Origin of the sequence: Streptomyces sp. GESEQ-4, assembly GCF_017948455.1 — a bacterium.
Lineage (GTDB): Bacteria > Actinomycetota > Actinomycetes > Streptomycetales > Streptomycetaceae > Streptomyces.
In genome coordinates, this window is sequence record NZ_JAFFSU010000003.1 from 61,365 (window position 1) to 84,170 (window position 22,806).

Below are 22,806 nucleotides of genomic sequence, written 5' to 3' on the forward strand. Positions count from 1 at the left end.
TGCCCCAGTGATATCTTCGCCTCGTCCTGAAAGTCAGTTCGAATATGGGTGGGGTTCACTTCCATGGGCAGTGTCCGAAGAAATCTCCTGATGACGGCCGGCGTGATCGCGGCCAGCGGCGCAGTGGTTGCGATGGCGGCGACCCCAGCGTCCGCCATTCTGTACGGCGCGGGGAGCGCCGGCCTGGACTCGTTCACGTACTTCGAGAGCGACGGCGAGATCCTCACCTCCGAGGACAACCATGCCGACGGCCACGGCGCCACAGCCCAGTGGCGTTACCAGGGCTCGTCCACCATCAACTCGTACTACAACCCCAATGGCGCGCACAACACGAAGACCTGGAACCTCTCCCTGCCCGAGAACAGGCTCATCGATATCCGCGCCTGCCTCCAGGACGGCGCCGGAGGCACTCCGTGGAGCTGCGGCCCGTGGCAGGATGCCTCCACCGGCTGACCCGCCTCCCGATACCTGAGGTCGCTCGCCTGGCGCTGGAAGCAGTGGTCCGTGCCGTGGACGACGCGATCTTCGACTACGCCACCGCCAACCGTGTCGGCATGCGCGGACACCTCGCGGCCGAGGGCCGGCCAACGGTTGGCGGTGAGCGAGTCGTACCCTCCTCACCTCCCGCGGGCACTCCAGTCGGCCTTGCCCTCAGGCGGAGTTGAACTCATCGGTCATGCCGCGCGCTGTTGATCCCACAACGCGGCGACGGTATCGAGTTCCGCGCGGAACCGGTCGGCACCGGTGAAGCCACGCTCGTCGAGGAACAGCAGGGTCTTGCGTCGGCGCCGCTGACCGACGGCGACGCGCACCACGAAGCGCGAGGTGACCTGGAAGCCGTACGCCACGTGGACGACCTGCCGGTCGATCACCTCAAGCTCGTGGATGTCCGACCATGGGTGGTGCCGGTCGGCAAGAAAACCTCGGCGGGTGACGCCGTCCGCGGCCACGACCGTACCCAGCCGCAGAATCCGGACGACCACGATGAGGATGGCCACCAGACCCGCGACCGTGATCCCGGTCCTTGTCGAGCTTGGCAGGCCCATGCCCCAGGGGACCAGGTAGATCACCCCAGAGGTCACGGCCGCTGCGAAGATCGTGTACCTGATCATGCTCGTCGGAATCCGGTACTTCCTCGGAAGCGTCGACAAAGCAGGCCCCCCTCCTGTTCCTGAGGGAGTATCAGGCCACGCCGCAGCCGCCAACGTCAATGCGCGGCTGGCACCCTTGCAGATCAGGGCAGACCTGGTTCGCCGCTCCCGGGCACGGAAGGACTCCGGGCGCCCGGCCTCGGTCGCGTGTCGCTGACGCTGTCCTCGCGGCGGTGGGACCGGCCAACCGCCGCCAGAACGAAGGTGATGCTGATCAGCAGGGCCCAGGCGCCGAACTTGTCCACTGCGACCGGCTGCCAGCCATCAAGCTGATACGGGTAGCGCCAGGCGCCCACGTAGGTGGCCAGGTTCTCCGCCACCCACAGGAAGAAGCCGATCAGCACGAACGACAACGCCAGCGGCATCCGCCGGCGTACACCGCGCACCGTGTAACGCACCGAGGTTCCCGCCGTGACCGCCAGGAGCAGTCCGGCCAGCAGCCAGCGCACATCGGGCAGCCAGTGGTGGCTGAAGAAGTTGACGTAAATCGCCGCGGCCACGACTGCTGTCGCCCGCGGGCGATAGCGGACCAGTTCCAGGTCGAACAGGTGCCAGGCACGGCACACGTAGCTGCCAACAGCCGCGTAGAGGAAACCTCCGTACAGCGGGACGCCCGCGAACTTCAGCACGGCAGGCTCCGGATAGCTCCAGGAGCCGAGGGACACCTTCACCAGCTCGAAAGCCAGGCCGATGACGTGGCAGACGGCGATGACAGCGATATCCCGGCCGTTTTCCCAGCCACGCAGCCAAAAAAGCAGGGTGAGCAGGGCGCCGTAGGCAACGAGCAGGTCATAACGCGCCACGGGCAGATGGGGCAGCACGGTGGACGCTGCGACCCCGGACAGTAGCGCGATGGCGAAAGAGCAGGCCCGGATGTGTATCCAGGCGAAATCACGCAGCTGACGAACCGATACAGCCAGGGGGCCGTTGATGCTATTGGTGAACATGGTGCCCTGCAGGACGAACTCTCGCCCGTCCAGGTTGCCGCATCGAGGACCGGACCGGCGGGGCGGGCTCCTCACCCGAGCCAGTCAGATCCTCGAACTGGGGTCGTTCAGCGGCCGCCGGAGCCGGGGCCGTAGAGCGCAGCGATGTCTTTGGAGGTCGCCCACCAGCTGTAGGTGGGCGACTGGGGCCAGCCCTCGGGCGAGTCCTGCCATTCCTCTTGCCGTCCGTACGGCAGGACGTCGATCAGCGGGAAGGTGTGGCTGAGCTGTTCGGTGCCACGGCCGTTGGTGTGCCAGGTGCGATAGACGGTGTCGCCGTCGCGCAGGAACACGTTGACCGCGAATCCGGCGTCGGGCGGTGCGCCGACGTCGGCCCCGAAGGAGCTGTTGGCGGTCGAGTACCACGTCATCCGGTTGCCGACGCGGTTGTAGACGATCAGTTGCCTCTTGCCTTCGAAGACGTCTGCCAGCCGAACGGGACCGTCCTCGCCCTCGAGGGTGTAGTCGGGCATCTCGACCATCGGCAGGCGACGACGCTCGGCGGCGATGGCGTCAAGCTCCCGCGTCGCGGCCTTCTCCCGGGCTCGCAGCGCCTCGAGTTGGCGCTCCCAGGTTGCGGCGTCGACGACGGGTGGTAGTGCACATCGGTCGCTGCGATCGCGTGAAGGGAGCGTGCGCTTACAACCGGGCGACTCCGCAGTTCCAGCCGGTTCAGCAATGCTGTCAACCGACGTCGAAGAGATTCGGCAGTCGGAGGAGGTAGCGGGTGCGGTCGTGGCGTTTGAGCGCCTCGAACTCGGGGGCCCGGTACAGCGGGGTGACGGTGCATCGCTCGGCGGTCGAACCGATCCCGTCCAGCAGGGCGTTGACGGCCTGCCGGGCCGAGGTGTTGGCGCCTTCCATGGTGGCCAGATCGATGGGCACGGCTACATAGTCGCCGGACAGGAAGAAATTGGGGATCTTCGTGGCCGACCGCGGGCGGTGGTGGAAGGTCCCCGTCGGATGGATGAGCAGCTGTTCCTCGTTGACCGGGTCCGGGGTGCCGAGTCCGTCCACGGCCGGATCGAGGAACCAGGAGTGCAGCACGGAGTCCTTCAGGACCGTACGGCCGCTGTCGTTGAGCGCGGCCTTCAACTGCGCCCACACCTCGCGGGCGACTTCGATGCGGGTGCACTGCTTGGCCGTCTTGCCGTACAGGATGCCCGGCTGGTCCCACTCGGAGACGTCCACGGACAGACAGTCCGCGACCGTGCCGTCCCCGAAGTCGGCGGGGAAGTCGTGGCCCGGCCAGTGCTGGGCCTGGGCTATCGCGGTCAGCGACCAGGGGGAGTCGATGAGGTCGAGGTGGCCGTGCAGGATCGGCGTACGTTCGGTCAGATAGAACTGGATGCCGGTCATCCAGTCCGTCTCCAGCCGGTCGCATTCGGCCAGTTGGGGGTCGGCGGCGCGCACGGCGGAGTTCCAGGTGCGGCGGGCGTGCTCGACCGGCATAGCGGAGATGTAGTGGTCGGCGGTGACCGTCCGGCGGGCACCTTTCGGGTCCTCCATGACGGCCCCGGCGATCCGGCCCGCGTCCAGGGTCAGGTCCCGTACGGTCCAGCCGACGTGGAACTCGACCCCGAGTGACTTCAGATATGTCACCCAGGGATCGATCCAGGCCTCGTTGGTGGGCGCGTTGAGGATCCGGTCCAGCGGTCCGTCCGCGCCCCGCCCGAGGAGGTTGAAGGCGAAGGCCTCCAGCAAGGTGGCGACCGTACGGGTGCTGGCTTCCTCCGCCTTGGTGGCCACGATGTTGCGGGTGATGCCGACGGCGAGGATCCGCTGGTAGTCGTACGACATCCGTCCGGCCCGTACGAACTCCCACCACGGCGTCTGCTCCCAGGCTTCGTCGCGGCGCTCGTCGCAACTGGTGAGGAAGACGAGGAATCGGTTGGCGAAGTAGAGGGCCTCGTGAAGGGGGAGGTTGAAGGCGGTGTCCAGAAGCGAGGTGAGGGCGCGGCGGATCTCGTCGGGCGTGAGTTCGGCCGGGGTGTTGCCGGGCCAGAGAAGCGGGATCCGGATGTCCTCGCGGCCGCCCGACCGGGCGAACAGCATCTCCTTGGGGGCGACAAGATTGTCGTGGACACCGTTGGCGTTGCCGGGGAAGGGGATGCGTCGCATGGTGTCGGGCAGGTTGTGGTAGATGCCGGGGATGAAGCGGAAGCCGTGCTCCCCGGGCAGTGGTCCGCGGCCGCCTGTGCCGGTGCCCGGTACGTCCATACTGCGGGCCTTGCCGCCCAGCGCCTTGCGTTCGTAGACCGTGACCCGGAAGCCGCGTTCGGCGAGTTCGTGCGCGGCCGTGAGCCCGGCGACGCCCCCGCCCAGTACGGCCACGGTCTGTGGGACGGCGCCGCTCCGGGCCGCGGCCCGCTGGGGGGTTCCGAGGGCGACCCCGCCGCCGGCGGCCGCAGCTGTGCCCAGGAACCCTCTGCGTGTGGCGCCGCCCATTGCTACCCCTTACCGTCGGTAACTGTTGGCGCACGAGGATATGAGCGACGCGCCGATCACGGAAGGCGACCAACCGAGCTTGTGGCACTTTGGCTTGATGCCGTATCACCTCTGCGGCACCTGGTTCGCGTCCGCGGCCTGACCGAGCGGTGACACTGCTGGTCTCCGCAGGCGGCGACACGCCTGCGGGCGCGGTGATCGACCGGCGCGCATATATCAACGCTCCAACGACGAACCGTTTCGTTGCCCATTCCGTCTCCATGGTCGATGCGGTACCTCGACGGGAGATGCGTCGGGGTGCCATCGAGGCGTATCTGTGTCTAGGGGAAGGACTGCCGGAACGGTGTTAGTGAGCCATAGGAAGAGGGCCGTGGGCTGGATCGCCGTGGGCGCGCCAGCGGCGATGGTCGCGGGTCTCACGGGATGCTCGAGCGATACGGGCTCCGCCGCGGACAAGGAGCCCGCCGCAAGCAGCTCGGCCCCGGCCGACTCGGAGAAGGCGAACAAGGAGAAGCAGCAGGATGGTTCGGCGGCGACGCAGCCGTCAGCCGTCCGCCAGTCCACAGCCGAGGGCGCGGTTGCCGCGTGGGTCACCGCGGTCATCAAGGGTCAGCCGAAGCAGGCGTGCCTGCTGATGGGCGAACCCGCCGCCGATTCGTCGCCCGCGCGAGCCGGCACCCCGTCGAGGTGCAACAGCAATGCGCCTGAGGTGCGGCAAATGCAGAAGAACATCGGGAAGTTCCGTACGTCGTTCATGCCCGAGCCGCCCACGAACAACCCGAAGGTGGAAGTCGCCACCGTCCCGGTCACCGGCGACAAGGCGATGGTCCCCGCCGACAAGGTCACCGTCGACGGACAGCCTCTCGACAAGATCATCCTGTCTCACTCCACCGGGTTGGAGTCAGGGCAGCTGGACGTCAAGATGGAGTCCACCAAGATCGCCGACGCCTGGTACGTGACCAATCTCGATTTCAACATCGGCTGATGCTGTGACCGGGAACGTTGCCCGGTCGGGTGGTCAGGCCGCGGTTCGTAGTGGCCTGACCCACCAGGTGGCCCATGGATGTCACTGTCCAAGACCTGGTCAGGGGAGCAGCGCGAGTGGCTTGAGGAGCGATTGCCTGACTCTAGAGCCAGTCCCGTCGCTTGAAAATCACGTACAGACTGACGCAAACGATCCCCATCAGCCCGATCGCGAAGGGGTAGCCGAACACCCAGTGCAGCTCCGGCATGTGCTCGAAGTTCATGCCGTAGATCGTCCCAACCAGCGTCGGGGCGAACAGGATCGCCGCCCACGACGAGATCTTCTTGATCTCCTCGTTCTGCTCGAACCCCGCCTCCGCCAACGCCCGCATTTCCGCGTTCTGTTGCTGGGTGACCAGGGTCGTGTTGACGGTGAGGATCTCCGTGAGGGCCTGGCGGAAGCCGTCGACGCGTTCGCTGGTGTGGGTGACGTGGTCGGCGACGTCGCGGAGGTAGCGCTGGAGTTCCTCGTCCGTGCCGTATTTGGCGAAGCCGGCCATCAGGCCGTGCAGCATGCCGACGAGGGGGCGGGTGGCGCGCTGGAACTCGACCATTTCGCGGGAGAGTTCGTAGATGCGGCGGGAGACTTCGGGGTCGCCGCCGAAGACTTCCGTCTCGATCTCGTCGATGTCGTTCTGGACGCCGGAGACGACGGGCACATAGCCGTCGACCACCGCGTCCAGGATGGCGTAGAGCACCGCCTCCGGGCCCAGTTTCAGCAGGTCCGGTGACTCCTCCATGCGCCGGCGGACCGCCGACAGGTCCGGTGCCGCGCCATGGCGGACCGTGATCACGAAGTCGGGGCCGACGAACACATGCAGCTCGCCGAAGTCGACCTCCTCCGGCGCGTCGAGATATCTGGCCGCCCGCAGCACGACGAAGAGCGTCTCGCCGTAACGCTCAAGCTTCGGGCGCTGATGGGCCTCCATCGCGTCCTCGACCGCGAGGGGGTGGAGGTCGAACTCGGCGGCGAGGGAGAGGAGTTCGCTCTCGGTGGGGCGGGCGAGGCCGATCCATGCCATGCCGGCCGGCTTCTCACGCAGCTCGCGGTAGGTCTCGGCGAGGGTGGCGGGGGAGGAGACGCGGATGCCGTCCTGGTAGAGGACGGCCTGGACGACGCTGCCCGGTTCGGGGGTGTCCGCCGACGCCGGAGAGGACGGGCCGGGCTCGGGCTCTGTCTCCGGTGACGGCGACTGGTGGTTCAGGGCGCGGCGCCAGACGGACTTCCTGGAGTTCTTCGCGGCGATGGCGGCACCTCCCTGCTGGTCCCCTGCTGATCCCTATTGGTCTCTGCCAGTCCCTGCCGGTCCTGCTCCAGCGGATCGGTTGATCACGGAGCAGGATATACGGGGCATACGACATCGGGGCGGGCGGGTGGTAGGGGACCGGGTGAGCGTTGCGGACAGAAGGTGTCCGCAAGCGGCGCTAGCGTGCGGAGCATGACGAAGACGAGCTCCGCGACCGCCCCTGTGCTCGGCACCCGCGCCCTCAACCGCGCGACCCTCGACCGGCAGCTGCTGCTGCGCCGCTCGCCGCTGACCGCGCGGGCGGCCGTGGAGCATTTTGTCGGCCTCCAGGCCCAGGAGGTCAAGCCGCCGTACTACGCGCTCGCCGCCAGGCTCGAGGGCTTCACGCCCGAGGAGCTGTCCGGGCTGCTGGAGCGCCGTGAGGTGGTGCGTATCGTCACCATGCGCTCGACGATCCATCTGCACACCGCCGACGACAGCCTCACCCTGCGCCCGCTGGTGCAGCCCGCCCGGGACCGGGAGATCAACTACTTCCGCAAGGGCCTCGTCGGTGTCGACCTGGACCGGCTCGCCGTACTCGCCCGCGAACTCGTGGAGGACGAGCCGCGCACGATGAAACAGCTGCGTGAGGCGCTGAGCGTCGAGTGGCCGGGCGCCGACCCGCAGTCCCTGGCCGTCGCCGCCCGCTGCAAGCTGCCCCTCGTGCAGGTCACCCCGCGCGGACTGTGGGGCAGGAGCGGCCAGGTCTCCCTCACCACCGTCGAGCACTGGCTGGACCGCCCCGCCGAGCCCGCCGCCTCCGCCGACGCCACGGTCCTGCGCTATCTCGCCGCCTTCGGGCCGGCCTCCGTGAAGGACATGCAGACCTGGTGCGGCCTGACCCGGATGCGCCCCGCCTTCGAACGCCTCCGCCCTCAGCTGGCCACCTTCCGGGACGACAACGGCGTCGAACTCTTCGACCTCCCCGACGCCCCCCGCCCCGACCCCGACACCCCGGCCCCGCCCCGCTTCCTGCCCGAGTTCGACAACCTGCTCCTCTCCCACGCCGACCGCACCCGCGTGGTGCCGCCGCCGAACCGGGGCCGTACCTGGCAGGTGAACACGGTCTACTGCCCGTTCCTCGTCGACGGCTTCCTCGCGGGCGTGTGGCGGATCCTCGACGGCGCCCTCGTCATCGAGCCCTTCGGCAAGCTCACCAAGGCCCAGCGGGGCGAGGTGACGGAGGAGGGAGCGCGGATGCTCCGGACGATGCATCAGGACACGGCGTACGACATCCGCTTCGGGACCGTGATCCCGCAGCCGTGAGTCAGGAACCGTGACATGGGCAGGGGGCGTTGCGGGCTGCTCGTGGAAGCCCGCAACGCCCCCTGGTCTTTCACCTGAGGGGTGGCTCAGGAGAACTGCCGGGTCACGATCCGATCTGCTCCGTGACCTCGTCCGAGAACGTGGTCAGCCGGGTGTAGACACCCGGGTAACCGGCCGCCGCGCAGCCCTCGCCCCAGGAAGTGATGCCTGCCAGGACGCCCCCGATGAGCAGGGGACCGCCGCTGTCGCCCTGGCAGGTGTCGACGCCGCCGGCTTCATGACCGGCGCAAACCATGTCGGACTGGACGAAGTCCGAACCGTAGGAACTGCCGCAGCTGGAGTCGGACACGAGCGGCACCGTGGCCGTCCGCAGCTGGTTGGAGGAGCTGCCGCCCGCTGAGGTGGTGCCCCAGCCGAGGATGCGGGCCGTGGCGCCCGTCGCGTACACGTCGGTGTCGTCGGCGGAGACATACGGGGCGGTCGTGTACGGCATCGAGGTGGCCAGGGTCAGCACCGCCACGTCGTCGCCGTTGGTGGCGTCGGTGTAGTCGGGGCTGACCCAGATGTCGGTGACCTCGCTGACCGTGCCGTTCGTGCCGTTGAGGTAGGTGCGGCCGCCGACGACTCTGACGTCGTCGGCGCTCTCGCCGGCCATGCAGTGCGCGGCGGTGACGACCTTGGTGGCCGAGACGAGCGTGCCGCCGCAGAACTGGTCTTCCGAGGCGTCCGTGATCTGCATCGTGAACGGGTACGCCGTCGTCGTGGTCGTCGTACCGCCCACGATGGGCTGCGGGGCGGCGACCGCGGCGGGGGCCGCCAGCAGCGCTGTTGCGGCGGCGGCAGCGGTCGCCGTGACGACGGCGGCGGTCTTCGTGGCACGGGTGAGCCCGAACATGAGTCTCCTCAAGAGGTTGCCGGTGGGGGGTCGCACGGGTGTGGGGGGTTGCACGGGGGTCTCGGGACCGACCTCCGTATGCCCGGGCGAGCGGCATGGCCATACGCTAGGGGGGCGCACAGGCTCCTCCCAATGAGGGAACCCCCTAAGGGAGTTGGGGAGGGAAAACCCTCGGTCGCGCCCAGTAAACCCGCACCGGTCTCACTTCGCGCGGCGTCCTGCCGCCAGTCGGACGATATCCACGCGCGAACGGATCCCCAGCTTGCGGTAGACCCGGGTCAGGGTCGCCTCGACCGTCTTGACGCTGATGAACAGACGCCCGGCGATCTCCCGGTTCGTCGCGCCCTCCATGACGAGCGCGGCGACCTGACGCTCCATCGACGCGAGGCCCTCCAGCCCGTCGAGCGCGACCGGCGGCTGTACGACGGGCTCCGGCGGGCTCGCGTCCGCCGCCGCGTCCACCTGCCGCAGCCACGGCAGCGCCCGGCACCGGCGGAACAGCCGAGCCGCCTCGTCGTACGACGACGTGTCTTTTCGGTCCGCCTGCGGGGCGCCGAAGCCTGTATCGAGAGCCCGACCGTGCTCAGCCCTTCGGGCCTCCGCGCGCTCGGGCTCTCGATACAGGCGCGCCCCTTCGGCTTGGCCGGGCCGCCCGGTGCGCAGCGAGGCCAGTACGAACGCGGTCCGGGCCTCCTCCAGGCCGTAGCCCAGCTTGGCGAGCCGGTCCTGGACCGACGTCAACTGGGCGACGGCGGCGTCGTGTTCACCGCGTGACGCCCGCACCAGCGCCTCCGCGCGGTCCAGTACGGCGAGCACGCTCTCGCGGCCGAGCCGCATCGCCTGTTCGCGGGTGACGTCGATGAGTTCCTGCGCCTCGGCCGGCTCGCCGATCCGCACCAGCGCCTCGGCGAGGTCGCCGTGCCAGCGGCCGCGCGCCGGGTCGGTGATGCCGAGCCCCTGCTCCAGTTCCCGCACCCGCCGCAGTGAGCGGACCGCGGCCGGCGCGTCCCCGGCGACCAACTGCGCGTACCCGAGGGCGGCCAGGGCCCGGGAGATGTACACCTGGTCGCCGCCCTCCTCGGCGTGCTCGACCGCCTCCCTGGCCAGTGCCAGCGCGCGGTCCACCTCGCCGCCCGAGGCCTCCGCGATCGAGGTGAGGACGGCGGAGGCCACCTCGCCGATCCCGCTGTCCCGGGCCAGCCGCAGACCCTCCCGGGCCAGGTCCAGCGCACGGCCGCAGTGCCCGGACCGCAGTTCGGTCTCGGCCACGCCGCGCAGGAAGTGCACCTCGCTCTCGACGGAGCCGCGCCGCCGCACCTCGCGCAGCAGCGCGGTGACCGTCGCCCGGGCCTCGGCCAGCTGATCGCTCATGATCAGCCAGCGGAACCGGGAGTAGCCGGCCCCGTTGTGATGGCATGCCACCCGCGGGTCCTGAGGTTCCGTCAGCGCGCGCCGGATGGTCGCGGGGGCGTTCGTGTGGCCCATGAGGGTCTCGATCTGGGCCTGGAAGGAGAGCGCCATCAGCTCCGTGTACCGGTCGCCGGCCCGCTCGGCCAGCTCCGCCGAGTACGCCGCCGCCCGGCGGGCCTCGTCGAAGTCGCCCTCCACCAGCAGGCCCCGCCAGGCGAGCTGGTAGTGGATCAGGGCGAGCAGCTTCGGGTCGTCGCCCGCGTCGGCGAGGGCCTGCGGGAAGACCGAGTCGACCTCGGTCATGGCGTGGCCCGCCGTGTCGATCACGATGATCCAGGCCCGTACCCGGTCCTCGGGCACGGTCGTCCGGCTGAGCACCTCCCGGGCGATGTCCCGGGCGAGGTCCAGATCCCCGGCGGTGATCGCGTCCTCGGCGGCCTGCAGGCGCAGCACCTCAGAGGTCGGCTCGCCGTCCGCCGGGGTGTGCCGGGCCGCGAGCAGTCCGAGGGAGGCGGCCACGGACGGTGCGCCCCGGTCCCGGGCCAGGGTCGCGGCCTCCGCGAGCCGGGCCGCCACCTCCGGGTCGGTGCCGGTCGTCGCCAGGGCCAGATGCCGGGCCCGCTCGATCGGGTCGGAGGCCGCGGTGGACAGCGCGACATGCGCGGCCCGCCGCTCCTGCGCGGCGGCCTCCGCATACAGCGCGGCCGAGATCAGCGGATGCGCGAACCGTACGGCCGGACCCTCGGACTCGGTCGCCAGCAGGCCCAGCGTCGCCGCCTGGGCGGTCTCGGCCTCGGCGTTCTCACGGCCGGCCGCGTGCAGCAGGGCCAGCGTGGGGCGGGCGCCCGCGCTGGCCACGAGCAGGGTGTGGCGGACCTCGTCGGAGAGGTTCTCCAGGCGGCTGAGGACGAGGGCCCGCAGCGAGGTCGGCACCGGCAGCGGCTCGCCGGGCCGGGGGCGGGCGGGGCTCTCGGCGAGCGCGCGGCCCAGTTCGAGGGCGAACAGCGGGTTGCCGCCGCTGGTGCGGTGGATCTCGCGGACCGTGGACCGGGACAGGCCGGTGTAGCCGCGGTGGTCGAGGAGGTCGGAGACCTGGGTGCGGGAGAGCGGGTTGAGGCGGACCGCGAGGGTGTCCGGTGGGGACGCGCGTAGATGACGGTCGTACTCCTGGCCCTCCGTCCGTACCGCGCACAGCATCCGCACCGGGGTGTCGCCGAGGCGGCGGGCGGCGAAGCCGAGGAGTTCGGCGCTGGCCGGGTCCAGCCACTGCAGGTCGTCGGCGACGATCAGGACGGGGCCCGCGGCGGCGAGAGCGCGCAGCGCGGACAGCACCGCCAGACGCAGCGCGAGTCCGTCGCGCTGGAGGGTGGACTCGCCGCGGCCGGTGAGCGCCGACTCCAGGGCGGTGCGCTGGGCGGCGGGCAGCTGCTCGGACACCTCGTCCAGGGCCAGTCCGAGCAGGTCGGCCAGGGCGAGGAAGGGGAGATGGGATTCGGACTCGGTGGCCGAGCAGCGCAACACGGTCCGTGCCGCTTCGGCATATTGCGCGGCCAGTGCCCGCAGGAGGGTCGACTTTCCTATTCCGGCGGGACCGTGGAGCAGCACGCTGCCGCCCCGGCCGAGCTGCTCACGTGCCTGAGCGACCTGCTCCTCCCGGCCGATGACCAGGTCGGGGCGGCATCTGGCAGGCTCCTTGAAGTCCCGTCGCACGGTCACCGCTCCCCTCCGTGTGTCGTGTCCGGGCCAATATTAGGCAACGGGTCTTTGAAATTCGGACGTGCGACGAGGTGAGGGAAATAACAAGGGTGAGCAGCGGGGGTGGAGCATAGGGAAATTCAAAGCACGAGTGAATGAATAGTGGTCGTCGCGGCGGGCTCGGTCCAGGCGCGTGACAGCGGCGTACCGGCGGGGGTAGGGAGACCTGGAGCAGGTCGGGGAGCCGCCCGGCCAGGTGCCGGTCATGAGGAGGACGGATGACGACGCCGACGGAGGAGTTCCGCAGGGCGCGGGACTTCCTGCTGGAGCACCGCGAAGACTACGCCGCCGCGTACGAGGGGTTCACCTGGCCCCGGCCGGATCACTTCAACTGGGCGCTCGACTGGTTCGACGTCATCGCGCACGGCAACGGCCGGACCGCGCTGCATATCGTCGAGGAGGACGGCGGCGAGGTCCGGATGTCCTTCGGTGAGATGTCCGTGCGCTCCGACCAGTTCGCCAACTGGCTGCGCGGGCGGGGCGTCCGTGCCGGGGACCGGATCCTCGTCATGCTCGGCAACCAGGCGGAGCTGTGGATCACCGCCCTGGCCGCGATGAAGCTGCGGGCCGTCGTCACCCCGGCCACCCCGCTCCTCGGCCCCGCCGACCTGCGGGACCGGGTCGAGCGCGGCCGGGTCCGGCAGGTGATCGTGCGCCCCGAGGACACCGCCAAGTTCGCCGAGGTGCCCGGCGACTACACCCGCATCACGGCCGGCGACGCGCCCGCGGGCTGGCTGTCGTACGAGGAGGCCTACGAAGCCCCCGCCGACTTCACACCCGACGGCCCGACCCGCGCCGACGACCCGCTGATGCTCTACTTCACCTCCGGTACGACGGCCCGCCCCAAGCTCGTCGAGCACACCCACGCCTCGTACCCGATCGGGCACCTCGCCACCATGTACTGGATCGGCCTCAAACCCGGCGACGTGCACCTCAACATCTCCTCCCCGGGCTGGGCCAAGCACGCCTGGTCCAATCTGTTCGCGCCGTGGAACGCGGAGGCGACCGTCTTCCTGCACAACTACACCCGCTTCGACGCGGCCCGGCTGATGGCGGAGATGGACCGGGCGGGCGTGACCACGTTCTGCGCCCCGCCGACCGTGTGGCGCATGCTCATCCAGGCCGACCTGACCCAGCTGCGCACCCCGCCGCGCGAGGCCGTGGCGGCGGGGGAGCCCCTGAACCCCGAGGTCATCGAGCAGGTCCGCCGGGCCTGGGGCGTGACCATTCGCGACGGCTTCGGCCAGACCGAGACAGCCGTCCAGGTCTCCAACAGCCCCGGCCAGCCCCTGAAGACCGGCTCCATGGGCCGCCCCAGCCCCGGCTTCCGCGTCGACCTCCTCGACCCGGCCTCCGGCGCACCCGGCGCCACGGAGGGCGAGATCGCCCTCGACCTCTCGGCCCGCCCGGTCGGCCTGATGACCGGCTACCACGGCGACCCGGAGCGTACGGCGGAGGCGATGGCCGACGGCTACTACCGCACCGGAGACATCGGCTCCCGGGACGCCGACGGGTACATCACCTACGTCGGCCGGGCGGACGACGTGTTCAAGGCCAGCGACTACAAGATCTCCCCGTTCGAGCTGGAGAGCGCCCTGCTGGAGCACGAGGCGGTCGCCGAGGCCGCCGTCGTGCCCGCACCGGACGAGCTGCGACTCGCGGTGCCGAAGGCGTACGTCGTCCTGGCGGCGGACTGGGAGCCGGGTCCTGACACGGCGAAGGTGCTGTTCGAGCACTCCCGGGAGACGCTCGCCCCCTACAAGCGCATCCGCCGCCTGGAGTTCGCCCCGCTGCCCAAGACCGTCTCCGGCAAGATCCGCCGCATCGAACTGCGCGAGGCCACCGCCGCCGGTTCGGACGCCGAGTACCGCGAGGAGGACTTCCGGTGAGTTCATCGAGTTCGTTGAGTTCGTACACCCACGGGACCGGCGACACCCCGCTGCTCGGCGACACGATCGGCGCCAGCCTGGCCCGCGCGGTCGCCACATGGCCGGACCGGGAGGTGCTCGTCGACGTGCCGTCCGGGCGGCGCTGGACGTACGCCCAATTCGCCGCTGACGTCGACGAGTTGGCGTACGCGCTGCTCGCGAGCGGGGTCGCCAAGGGTGACCGGGTCGGGATCTGGGCGATCAACTGTCCCGAATGGGTCCTCGTCCAGTACGCCACCGCCCGCATCGGCGCGATCATGGTGAACATCAACCCGGCCTACCGCACCCACGAGGTCGAGTACGTCCTCAAGCAGGCCGGCATCTCCCTGCTCTTCGCCTCCCTCCGTCACAAGACGAGCGACTACCGGGCGATGGTCGAGCAAGTGCGGGGCACGTGCCCGCAGTTGAGGGAGACCGTGTTCATCGGGGACCCGAGCTGGGACGCGCTGATCGCGCGGGGAACGCCTGCCGCGTTCGAGGAGCTGTCCTGCGACGACCCCATCAACATCCAGTACACCTCGGGCACGACGGGCTTCCCGAAGGGGGCCACGCTGTCCCACCACAACATCCTCAACAACGGCTATTTCGTCGGTGAGTCGATCGCGTACACCGAGCAGGACCGGATCTGCGTCCCCGTGCCGTTTTATCACTGTTTCGGCATGGTCATGGGGAATCTGGCGGCCACCACGCACGGCGCGTGCATCGTCGTCCCCGCCCCGTCCTTCGACCCGAAGGCCACCCTGGAGGCGGTGCAGCAGGAGCGGTGCACCTCGCTGTACGGCGTACCGACCATGTTCATCGCGGAGTTGAACCACCCGGACTTCGCCACGTACGACCTCTCGTCGCTGCGCACCGGGATCATGGCGGGCTCGCCCTGCCCGGTGGAGGTGATGAAGCGGGTGGTCGCGGAGATGCACATGGCGGAGGTCTCCATCTGCTACGGCATGACCGAGACCTCCCCGGTCTCCCTCCAGACCCGGATCGACGACGACCTGGAGCACCGCACCGGCACGGTGGGCCGCGTCCTCCCGCACATCGAGGTGAAGATCGTCGACCCCGCGAACGGCACGACCCAACCGCGTGGCGTCCCGGGCGAGTTGTGCACCCGCGGCTACAGCGTGATGCTCGGCTACTGGAACGAACCCGAGAAGACCGCCGAGTCCATCGACGCCGCCCGCTGGATGCACACCGGCGACCTCGCCGTGATGCGCGAGGACGGCTACGTCGAGATCGTCGGCCGCATCAAGGACATGATCATCCGGGGCGGCGAGAACATCTACCCGCGCGAGATCGAGGAGTTCCTCTACGCCCATCCCAAGATCGCGGACGTCCAGGTGGTCGGCGTACCGCACGAGCGCTACGGCGAGGAGGTCCTCGCCTGCGTCATCCCACGCGACCCGGCCGACCCACCGACGCTGGAGGACGTCCGGGCCTTCTGCGAGGGGCGGTTGGCCCACTACAAGATCCCGGCCGGGGTGCGGGTCCTCGACTCCTTCCCGATGACGGTGTCCGGAAAGGTACGCAAGATCGAGCTGCGGGAGCGGTACGCCGACTGATCCCGGCCGGGGTGTATCACAGCGGGGCGTGGCCCTCAGAGCCTGTCCGGCCGGGGTGGGGCAGGCTCTAAGATCAGGTGCCCTGGGGGTGGTTATGGGCAGGCAGCGCCCTGGGTCGCCGACGCTGGAGGAGGTCGCGGCCCTCGCCGGTGTCGGGCGCGGCACCGTCTCGCGGGTCATCAACAACGCGGCGGGCGTGAAGGAGTCGACGCGCCGTACCGTCGAGCGGGCCATCGCCGAGCTGGGCTATGTGCCCAATCTGGCGGCCCGTTCGCTGGCCGGGCGGCGCGCGGACGCCGTGGCGCTGGCGATGACGGAGCGGGACTGGCGGCTGTTCGGGGAGCCGTTCTTCTCGGAGATCGTCCAGTCGGTCGGCGACGCCCTCGCCGACACCTCGGTGCAGTTGCTGCTCACCCTGGTCCGCACGGACGCCGAGCGGCGGCGCTTCGTCGAGTACGCGCGCGGCGGGCGGGTGGACGGCGTCCTGCTGATGTCCGTGCGCGCCGAGGACCGGCTGCCCGACATGCTCGCCGAGGCCGGACTGCCCACCGTGCTGCTCGGGCGCCGCTCGGGCGACGAGCACATCACCTACGTGGACGCGGACAACGTCGGCGGCGCCCGCGGCGCGGTCGTGCACCTGCTGCGCGGTGGCCGCAGGAGGATCGCCGCCGTCACCGGGCCGCTCGACATGTACGTCACCCAGTGCCGGCTGCGCGGCTACCGGGAAGCGCTGGCCGCCGCGGGCCTCGATCCCCTGCCCTCGCTGGTCGTCGAGGGTGACTTCACCGAGGCCAGTGGGCGCCGGGCGACGGCCGAACTCCTCGAGAAGCACCCGGACATGGACGCCGTCTTCGCCGCCTCGGACACCATGGCCGCCGGGGCGCTGGGCGTGCTGCGTGCCGCCGGCCGCCGGGTGCCCGAGGACGTCGCGGTGATCGGGTTCGACGACTTCCCGCTCGGCCAGCACACCGAACCCCCGCTGACAACGGTCCGCCAGCCGCTGGAGGAGATCGGCGAGACCATGGTGCGGCTGCTGATGGAGGAGCTGCAGGAGACGGGGCAGCCCGAGGTGGCCTGGCGCCATGTCATCCTGCGCACCCGGCTGGTGGTCCGCGACTCGGCCTGAGACCGACCCTGAACGCTTCGAATGTTTCGGGAGCGCTCCCAACTCTCGTGACCTCGCGCAGGCGTTGTTCCTTGGCCTCGCTTGACCTGCGACTTCGAAATCCTTTCGACACATTCGCGCGCGCAGGGTTGTCAGGAACATGGACGGACTCCTAAAGTCCGGACCCACCGGTGAGGTGGGAGCGCTCCCATCCGTGGGGAGGTGGGAGCGCTCCCGAACCGGCCCGACGAACCCGGCGCCACCTCCGAGAGAGGCACCCGCATGCGACTGTTACCGCACCGTCCCCGCCCCGCGCGCGGCCTGCTCGCCGCGCTGCTCTCCGCTCTCGCCGCCGTCGCGGCACTCCTCGTCGCGACACCGCCGGCCCAGGCCGACACCACGATCTGCGAACAGTACGGCTCTGCCGTCATCCAGGACCGCTACGTCGTCCAGAACAACCGCTGGGGCACCAGCGCCACCCAGTGCGTCACCGCCACCGACACCGGCTTCAGAGTCACCCAGGCCGACGGCTCGGTACCCACCAACGGCGCCCCGAAGTCGTACCCGTCGGTCTTCAACGGCTGCCACTACACGAACTGTTCGCCGGGCACCAAGCTCCCGGCGCAGGTCAGCGCCATCTCCAGCGCGCCCAGCAGCATCTCCTACGGCTATGTCTCGGGCGCCGTGTACAACGCCTCGTACGACATCTGGCTGGACCCGACGCCGCGCACCGACGGCGTCAACCAGACCGAGATCATGATCTGGTTCAACCGGGTGGGCCCGGTCCAGCCGATCGGCTCACCGGTGGGCAACGCCACCGTCGGCGGCCGCAGTTGGGAGGTGTGGACCGGCAGCAACGGCTCCAACGACGTGATCTCCTTCGTCGCTCCCTCGGCGATCAGCAGCTGGAACTTCGACGTCATGGACTTCGTCGACCAGGCCGTCGCGCGAGGCCTGGCGCAGAACAACTGGTACCTGACGAGCATCCAGGCTGGGTTCGAGCCGTGGCAGAACGGCGCCGGGCTCGCGGTGAACTCCTTCTCCTCCACCGTCAACACCGGCGGCGGCGACCCGGGCGGCCCCGGTGACCCGGCGACGGCGTGCCAGGTGACGTACGCGACCAACGTCTGGCAGGGCGGCTTCACCGCCGACGTCACGGTCAAGAACACCGGCTCCCGCGCCGTCGACAACTGGAAGCTCGGCCTCACCCTGCCCTCCGGGCAGCGCGTCACCAACTCCTGGAACACCACCCTGTCCGGCTCGACGGGCGCGGTCACGGCGAGCCCCGTGGCGCACAACGCGCAGATCGCCTCCGGCGGCAGCCAGAGCTTCGGATTCCAGGGCACCTACAGCGGCACGTTCGCGCAGCCGACCGGGTTCAGCCTGAACGGAACCGCCTGCACCAGCGCGTGACCCGGCCGGTGCCCCGCACCGGCCCCCCGTGGGCCCGCCCCGCTTCCCGCACCGACGGGGCGGGCCCCTTCCTCGCCCCTCCGGCCCGCACCCGGAAAGGCCCGTGATGAGTCCGAGCCGCACGCTGTCCACCCGCCGCCCCACGATCGTCGCCGCGCTGTGCGCCGCAGCCGTCGCCCTGACCGGCCTGGCCGCCACCCCGCCCGCCGCCGCCCGGCCCACCGAGGTCCCGACAGCCACCGCGGCCCTCCCGTACCAGGACCCGTCCTTGCCGGTGCCCGAGCGGGTCGACGACCTGCTCTCCCGGATGACGCTCGACGACAAGCTCGGGCAGATGACGCAGATCGAGAAGGACGCGCTCGTCCCGCAGTCCGACCTGGCCACCTATCGGATCGGCTCGGTGCTCTCCGGCGGCGACTCGACGGTCAGCCCCAACAACGCCCAGACCTGGGCCGACACCTACGACTCCCTCCAGCGCGCCGCCCTCGGCACCCCGCTCGGCATCCCGATGATCTACGGCATCGACGCGGTGCACGGCCACAACGCGGTGCGCGGTGCCACGCTCTTCCCGCACAACATCGGCCTCGGCGCCACCCGCGACCCGGCGCTGGTCCAGCGCGTCGGACGCGCGGTCGCCGAGGAGGTAGCCGGCACCGGCATCGACTGGTCGTTCGCGCCCTGTCTGTGCGTGGCCCGCAACGACCGGTGGGGCCGCACCTACGAGTCGTTCGGGGAGAAGCCCGAACTGGCCACGTCCATGGCGACGTTCGTCACCGGCATGCAGGGCGCGAGCCCGGGCGGCGACCCGGCCTCGGTGCTCGCCACCGCCAAGCACTACCTCGGCGACGGCGGCACCACAGGGGGCGTCGACCAGGGCAACACGGAGCTGTCCGAGGCCGAGCTGCGCGCGATCCACCTGCCGCCCTTCCAGGAGGCGGTACGGCGGGGCGTGGGCTCGGTGATGCTCTCGTACAGCAGCTGGAACGGTGTGAAATCGCACGCCCACAAGTACCTGGTCACCGACGTGCTCAAGGGCGAGCTGGGCTTCTCCGGCTTCGTCGTCTCCGACTGGGCCGCGGTCGACCAGCTCGACGGGCAGAGCGGCTTCACCGGCGCCGAGATCAGCACGGCCGTCAACGCCGGCGTCGACATGGTGATGGTGCCGCACGACTACAAGAAGTTCCTCGGCCTGCTGCGCGGCGAGGTGACCGCCGGGCGGATCGCCCAGGAGCGGATCGACGACGCCAACCGCCGCATCCTCACCAAGAAGTTCCAACTAGGCCTGTTCGAACGGCCGTTGACCGACCGCTCGTACACCTCGTCGGTGGGATCCGCCGAACACCGGGCGCTCGCCCGGCAGGCGGTACGGCAGTCGCAGGTGCTGCTGAAGAACGACGGCGGCGTGCTGCCGCTGGCCAAGAACGCCAAGCTGTTCGTCGCCGGCAAGTCCGCCGACGACATCGGCAACCAGAGTGGCGGCTGGACCCTGGGCTGGCAGGGCCGCAGCGGGCCGGTCACCGAGGGCACCACCATCCTCCAGGGCCTGCGCACCGCCGCGACCGACCCGTCCCGGATCACGTACGACCGCTACGGCAACGGCATCGACGGCAGCTACACGGCCGCCGTGGCGGTCGTCGGGGAGACGCCGTACGCCGAGATGCACGGCGACCGGCCCGGGAGCATGGGGCTCGACCAGGAGGACCTCCAGACCCTTGCCCGACTGAAGGCGAGCGGGGTGCCCGTCGTGGTGGTCCTGGTCTCCGGGCGGCCGCTCGACGTCGCCGCCCAACTGCCTGACTGGAAGGCCCTGTTGGCCGCCTGGCTGCCCGGCACCGAGGGCAACGGCGTGTCGGACGTGCTCTTCGGCGACCACGCCCCCACCGGCAAGCTCCCCATGACGTGGATGCGCGGCGCGTCCCAGCAGCCCATCAACGACGGCGACGGCAAGAGTCCGCTCTTCCCGTACGGGCACGGGCTGACGTACGGCACGAACCCCGACCCGGACCCGGATCCGGACCCCGAGCCCGAACCCAAGGCCTGCACCGCCCAGTTCAAGGTCGCCTCGTCCTGGTCCGGCGGCTACCAGGGCGAGATGACCGTCAAGAACAGCGGCACCGGCCCGCTCACCGGCTGGTCCGTCGCCTGGGACCTGAACGGCTCCACCGTCACCAGCCTCTGGAACGGCTCCCAGACCGTGGCCCAGGGCCGCGCGACCGTCCGCAACGCCGCCCACAACGGCGCCCTGTCACCCGGCGCCACCACCTCGTTCGGCTTCACCGCCAACGGCGGCGCGGGCACGCCCGCTCCGCAGTGCACCGGCTCCTGACGTACGACCGGCACATCCGCACGTACCACCGAGGAGGGCACGATGACCAACCCGACCAGAGCCGACGGCGCCTCGCTGCCGCGCACGCGCCGACGACGGTCGGCGGCCCTGGCCACCGCCCTGGCCACCCTGATGCTCGGGGTGGCCGGCCAGATCGCGGGACAGCCCGCGGCAGCGGCGGAAGCACACGTCGACAACCCCTTCGCGGGGGCGACCTTCTACCTGAACCCCGACTACGCGGAGCACGTCGACACCTCCATCGCGCAGACGTCCGACGCCACGCTCAAGGCGAAGATGGAGAAGATCAAGAGCTATCCGACCGCCGTCTGGCTGGACCGGATCGCGGCCATCCACGGCGGCGAGGCCAACGCGGGACGCAAGAGCCTGGCCGACCACCTCGACCTGGCGCTCGCCCAGAAGAAGCCCGGACAGCCGATCACCGCGACCTTCGTGGTGTACGACCTGCCCGGCCGGGACTGCGCCGCCCTCGCCTCCAGCGGCGAACTCCCGCTCACCCAGGCGGGTCTGGACCGCTACAAGAGCGAGTACATCGACGTCATCGCGAGCGTCTTCAAGAACCCCAAGTACCAGGACATCCGCATCACCACCGTCGTCGAGCCCGACAGCCTGCCCAACCTGGTCACCAACGCCTCCGACCCCGAATGCGCCCAGGCCAAGAGCAGTGGCGTGTACGTCAACGGCATCCAGTACGCCCTGGACAAGCTGCACGCCATCCCGAACGTGTACACGTACCTGGACTACGCGCACTCCGGCTGGCTCGGCTGGGACAACAACCTCACCCAGACCGTGCAGCAGTACACCGAGGTGGCCAGGGGCACCGCGGCCGGGCTGAACAGCGTCGACGGGCTGATCACCAACGTCGCCAACTACACGCCGCTGGAGGAGCCGTTCCTCACCGACCCGAACAAGACCGTCGGTGGCAACATGGTCAGGTCGGGCAAGTACTACGAGTGGAACCCGAACTTCGACGAGTCGGACTTCACCAAGAACGTTCACCGGGCGCTGGTCTCGGCGGGCTGGCCCGCCTCCACCGGCATGGTGGTCGACACCTCCCGCAACGGCTGGGGCGGCTCGGGCCGGCCCACCGCCGAGAGCACCAGCACCACCCTCGACACCTACGTGACCGAGTCCAAGGTCGACCGCCGCACCCACCGCGGACTGTGGTGCAACGCGAGCGGAGCCGGGATCGGACAGCCGCCGCAGGCCGCGCCCTCCGGCCACCCCGACTCGCACCTCGACGCCTTCCTGTGGGTCAAGCCGCCGGGGGAGTCCGACGGGGCCAGTGAGGACATCCCCAACGAGGAGGGCAAGCGCGCGGACCCGATGTGCGACCCGGACTACACCGCGCCGAACGCCGGCGGCAACAAGACCGGGGCGCTGCCCGACGCACCGCTCGCCGGTCACTGGTTCCACAACCAGTTCTCCATGCTGGTGCGCAACGCGTACCCGGCCGTTCCCACGGGCGGCACCGGCCCGGGCGACACCACGGCCCCGACCGCGCCGACCGGGCTGCGCGCCACGGCGAAGACCGCGAGCAGCGTCTCCCTGGCCTGGACCGCGGCCACCGACGACGTGGGCGTGACCGGGTACGACGTGTACCGCGACGGCACCCGGGTCGGCTCGGCGCCGGCCGCCGGCACCGCCTTCACGGACAGCGGACTGAGCGCCGCGACGGCCTACAGCTACACCGTCCGCGCCCGGGACGCCGCCGGGAACGTCTCCGCCGCCTCCACCGCGCTGAGCGTCACCACCGAGACGGGCGGCGGCGGCCCCGACCCCACGGGCGGTCTCAAGGTCGCCTACAAGAACAACGACTCCTCGGCCACCGACAACGCCATCCGTCCCGGCCTCAGGATCACCAACACCGGCAGCGCCGCCCTCGACCTGACCGGGGTGACCGCCCGCTACTACTTCACCCGGGACGGCGGCTCGCCCACCGTCAGCGCCTGGTGCGACTACGCCGCGGTCGGCTGCTCCAACGTCAAGCTGCGGGTCGTCCCGCTGAGTACGCCGGTGGCGGGCGCCGACGCCTACCTGGAGGTCGGCTTCTCGGCGGGCTCGCTGGCCGCCGGCCGGGACACCGGTGACATCCAGCTCCGGATGGCCAAGTCCGACTGGTCCGCGTTCAACGAGGCCGACGACCACAGCCGCACCACCGCCACGTCGTACAGCGACGCCCCGGCGATGCCCGGCTACCTCGGCACCACCCTGGCCTGGGGCGCGCCGCCCGCCTGATC

Annotated in this window: 15 protein-coding genes and 1 pseudogene; 9 read left to right on the forward strand and 7 right to left on the reverse strand. The window is 70.3% G+C overall.

Annotation, left to right across the window (positions count from 1 at the left end; translation table 11 throughout):
* Positions 1-90: 90 nt before the first annotated feature.
* The gene (locus KCH48_RS08480; RefSeq protein WP_210571638.1) at positions 91-453 is read left to right on the forward strand and encodes a hypothetical protein; all 363 of its coding nucleotides are present in this window, start codon (positions 91-93) and stop codon (positions 451-453) included.
* Between the two features lie 221 nt (positions 454-674).
* On the opposite strand, the gene KCH48_RS08485 is transcribed toward KCH48_RS08480, so the two are convergent.
* From KCH48_RS08485 to KCH48_RS08500, 4 genes and pseudogenes are all read right to left on the reverse strand, one after another.
* Positions 675-1,112 carry a PH domain-containing protein gene (locus tag KCH48_RS08485; RefSeq protein WP_210571640.1) on the reverse strand — a complete coding sequence of 146 codons (438 nt, stop codon included), beginning with the start codon at positions 1,110-1,112 and terminating at the stop codon, positions 675-677.
* Positions 1,113-1,234: 122 nt separating this feature from the next.
* Positions 1,235-2,098: a DUF817 domain-containing protein gene (locus KCH48_RS08490; RefSeq protein WP_246885034.1), complete on the reverse strand. Its 864-nt coding sequence runs from the start codon at positions 2,096-2,098 to the stop codon at positions 1,235-1,237.
* 107 nt (positions 2,099-2,205) lie between these two features.
* Positions 2,206-2,739, reverse strand: a pseudogene (locus KCH48_RS08495) (DUF899 family protein); the annotation flags it as partial.
* Between the two features lie 82 nt (positions 2,740-2,821).
* A complete protein-coding gene (locus KCH48_RS08500; protein WP_210571649.1) occupies positions 2,822-4,585 on the reverse strand; it encodes an FAD-dependent oxidoreductase in 1,764 nt (587 codons plus the stop codon).
* 370 nt (positions 4,586-4,955) lie between these two features.
* Between KCH48_RS08500 and KCH48_RS08505 the strand changes: the two genes are divergently transcribed.
* Positions 4,956-5,570, forward strand: a complete 615-nt coding sequence (locus KCH48_RS08505; protein WP_210571652.1) for a hypothetical protein — start codon at positions 4,956-4,958, stop codon at positions 5,568-5,570.
* Positions 5,571-5,712: 142 nt separating this feature from the next.
* Here KCH48_RS08505 and KCH48_RS08510 read toward each other — a convergent pair whose 3' ends face one another.
* The gene (locus KCH48_RS08510) at positions 5,713-6,855 is read right to left on the reverse strand and encodes a magnesium and cobalt transport protein CorA (RefSeq protein ID WP_210572226.1); all 1,143 of its coding nucleotides are present in this window, start codon (positions 6,853-6,855) and stop codon (positions 5,713-5,715) included.
* A 192-nt stretch (positions 6,856-7,047) separates the two neighbouring features.
* On the opposite strand from KCH48_RS08510, the gene KCH48_RS08515 reads away from it, so the two are divergent.
* Positions 7,048-8,160, forward strand: coding sequence for a winged helix DNA-binding domain-containing protein (locus KCH48_RS08515; RefSeq protein ID WP_210571654.1), 1,113 nt, complete (start codon positions 7,048-7,050; stop codon positions 8,158-8,160).
* Between the two features lie 103 nt (positions 8,161-8,263).
* Here KCH48_RS08515 and KCH48_RS08520 read toward each other — a convergent pair whose 3' ends face one another.
* Positions 8,264-9,055, reverse strand: coding sequence for a trypsin-like serine protease (locus KCH48_RS08520; protein ID WP_210571655.1), 792 nt, complete (start codon positions 9,053-9,055; stop codon positions 8,264-8,266).
* A 201-nt stretch (positions 9,056-9,256) separates the two neighbouring features.
* Entirely contained in the window at positions 9,257-12,181 is a 2,925-nt protein-coding gene (locus KCH48_RS08525) for a helix-turn-helix transcriptional regulator (RefSeq protein WP_210571657.1), read from the reverse strand.
* Between the two features lie 257 nt (positions 12,182-12,438).
* Between KCH48_RS08525 and KCH48_RS08530 the strand changes: the two genes are divergently transcribed.
* The 6 genes from KCH48_RS08530 (at position 12,439) to KCH48_RS08555 (ending at position 22,804) form a co-directional block, all read left to right on the forward strand.
* Complete coding sequence (locus KCH48_RS08530) at positions 12,439-14,109, forward strand: AMP-binding protein (protein WP_210571659.1); 1,671 nt, start codon at positions 12,439-12,441, stop codon at positions 14,107-14,109.
* Positions 14,110-14,123: 14 nt separating this feature from the next.
* A complete protein-coding gene (locus KCH48_RS08535) occupies positions 14,124-15,704 on the forward strand; it encodes an AMP-binding protein (RefSeq protein WP_246885057.1) in 1,581 nt (526 codons plus the stop codon).
* A gap of 94 nt (positions 15,705-15,798) precedes the next feature.
* A complete protein-coding gene (locus tag KCH48_RS08540) occupies positions 15,799-16,830 on the forward strand; it encodes a LacI family DNA-binding transcriptional regulator (RefSeq protein WP_210571668.1) in 1,032 nt (343 codons plus the stop codon).
* Positions 16,831-17,091: 261 nt separating this feature from the next.
* Positions 17,092-18,222, forward strand: a complete 1,131-nt coding sequence (locus KCH48_RS08545) for a cellulose binding domain-containing protein (protein ID WP_210571670.1) — start codon at positions 17,092-17,094, stop codon at positions 18,220-18,222.
* Positions 18,223-18,328: 106 nt separating this feature from the next.
* Positions 18,329-20,548, forward strand: coding sequence for a glycoside hydrolase family 3 N-terminal domain-containing protein (locus KCH48_RS08550; RefSeq protein ID WP_210571673.1), 2,220 nt, complete (start codon positions 18,329-18,331; stop codon positions 20,546-20,548).
* 42 nt (positions 20,549-20,590) lie between these two features.
* Positions 20,591-22,804 (forward strand): glycoside hydrolase family 6 protein, encoded by a 2,214-nt coding sequence (locus KCH48_RS08555; RefSeq protein ID WP_210571674.1) that lies wholly within the window; start codon positions 20,591-20,593, stop codon positions 22,802-22,804.
* Positions 22,805-22,806: the final 2 nt, after the last annotated feature.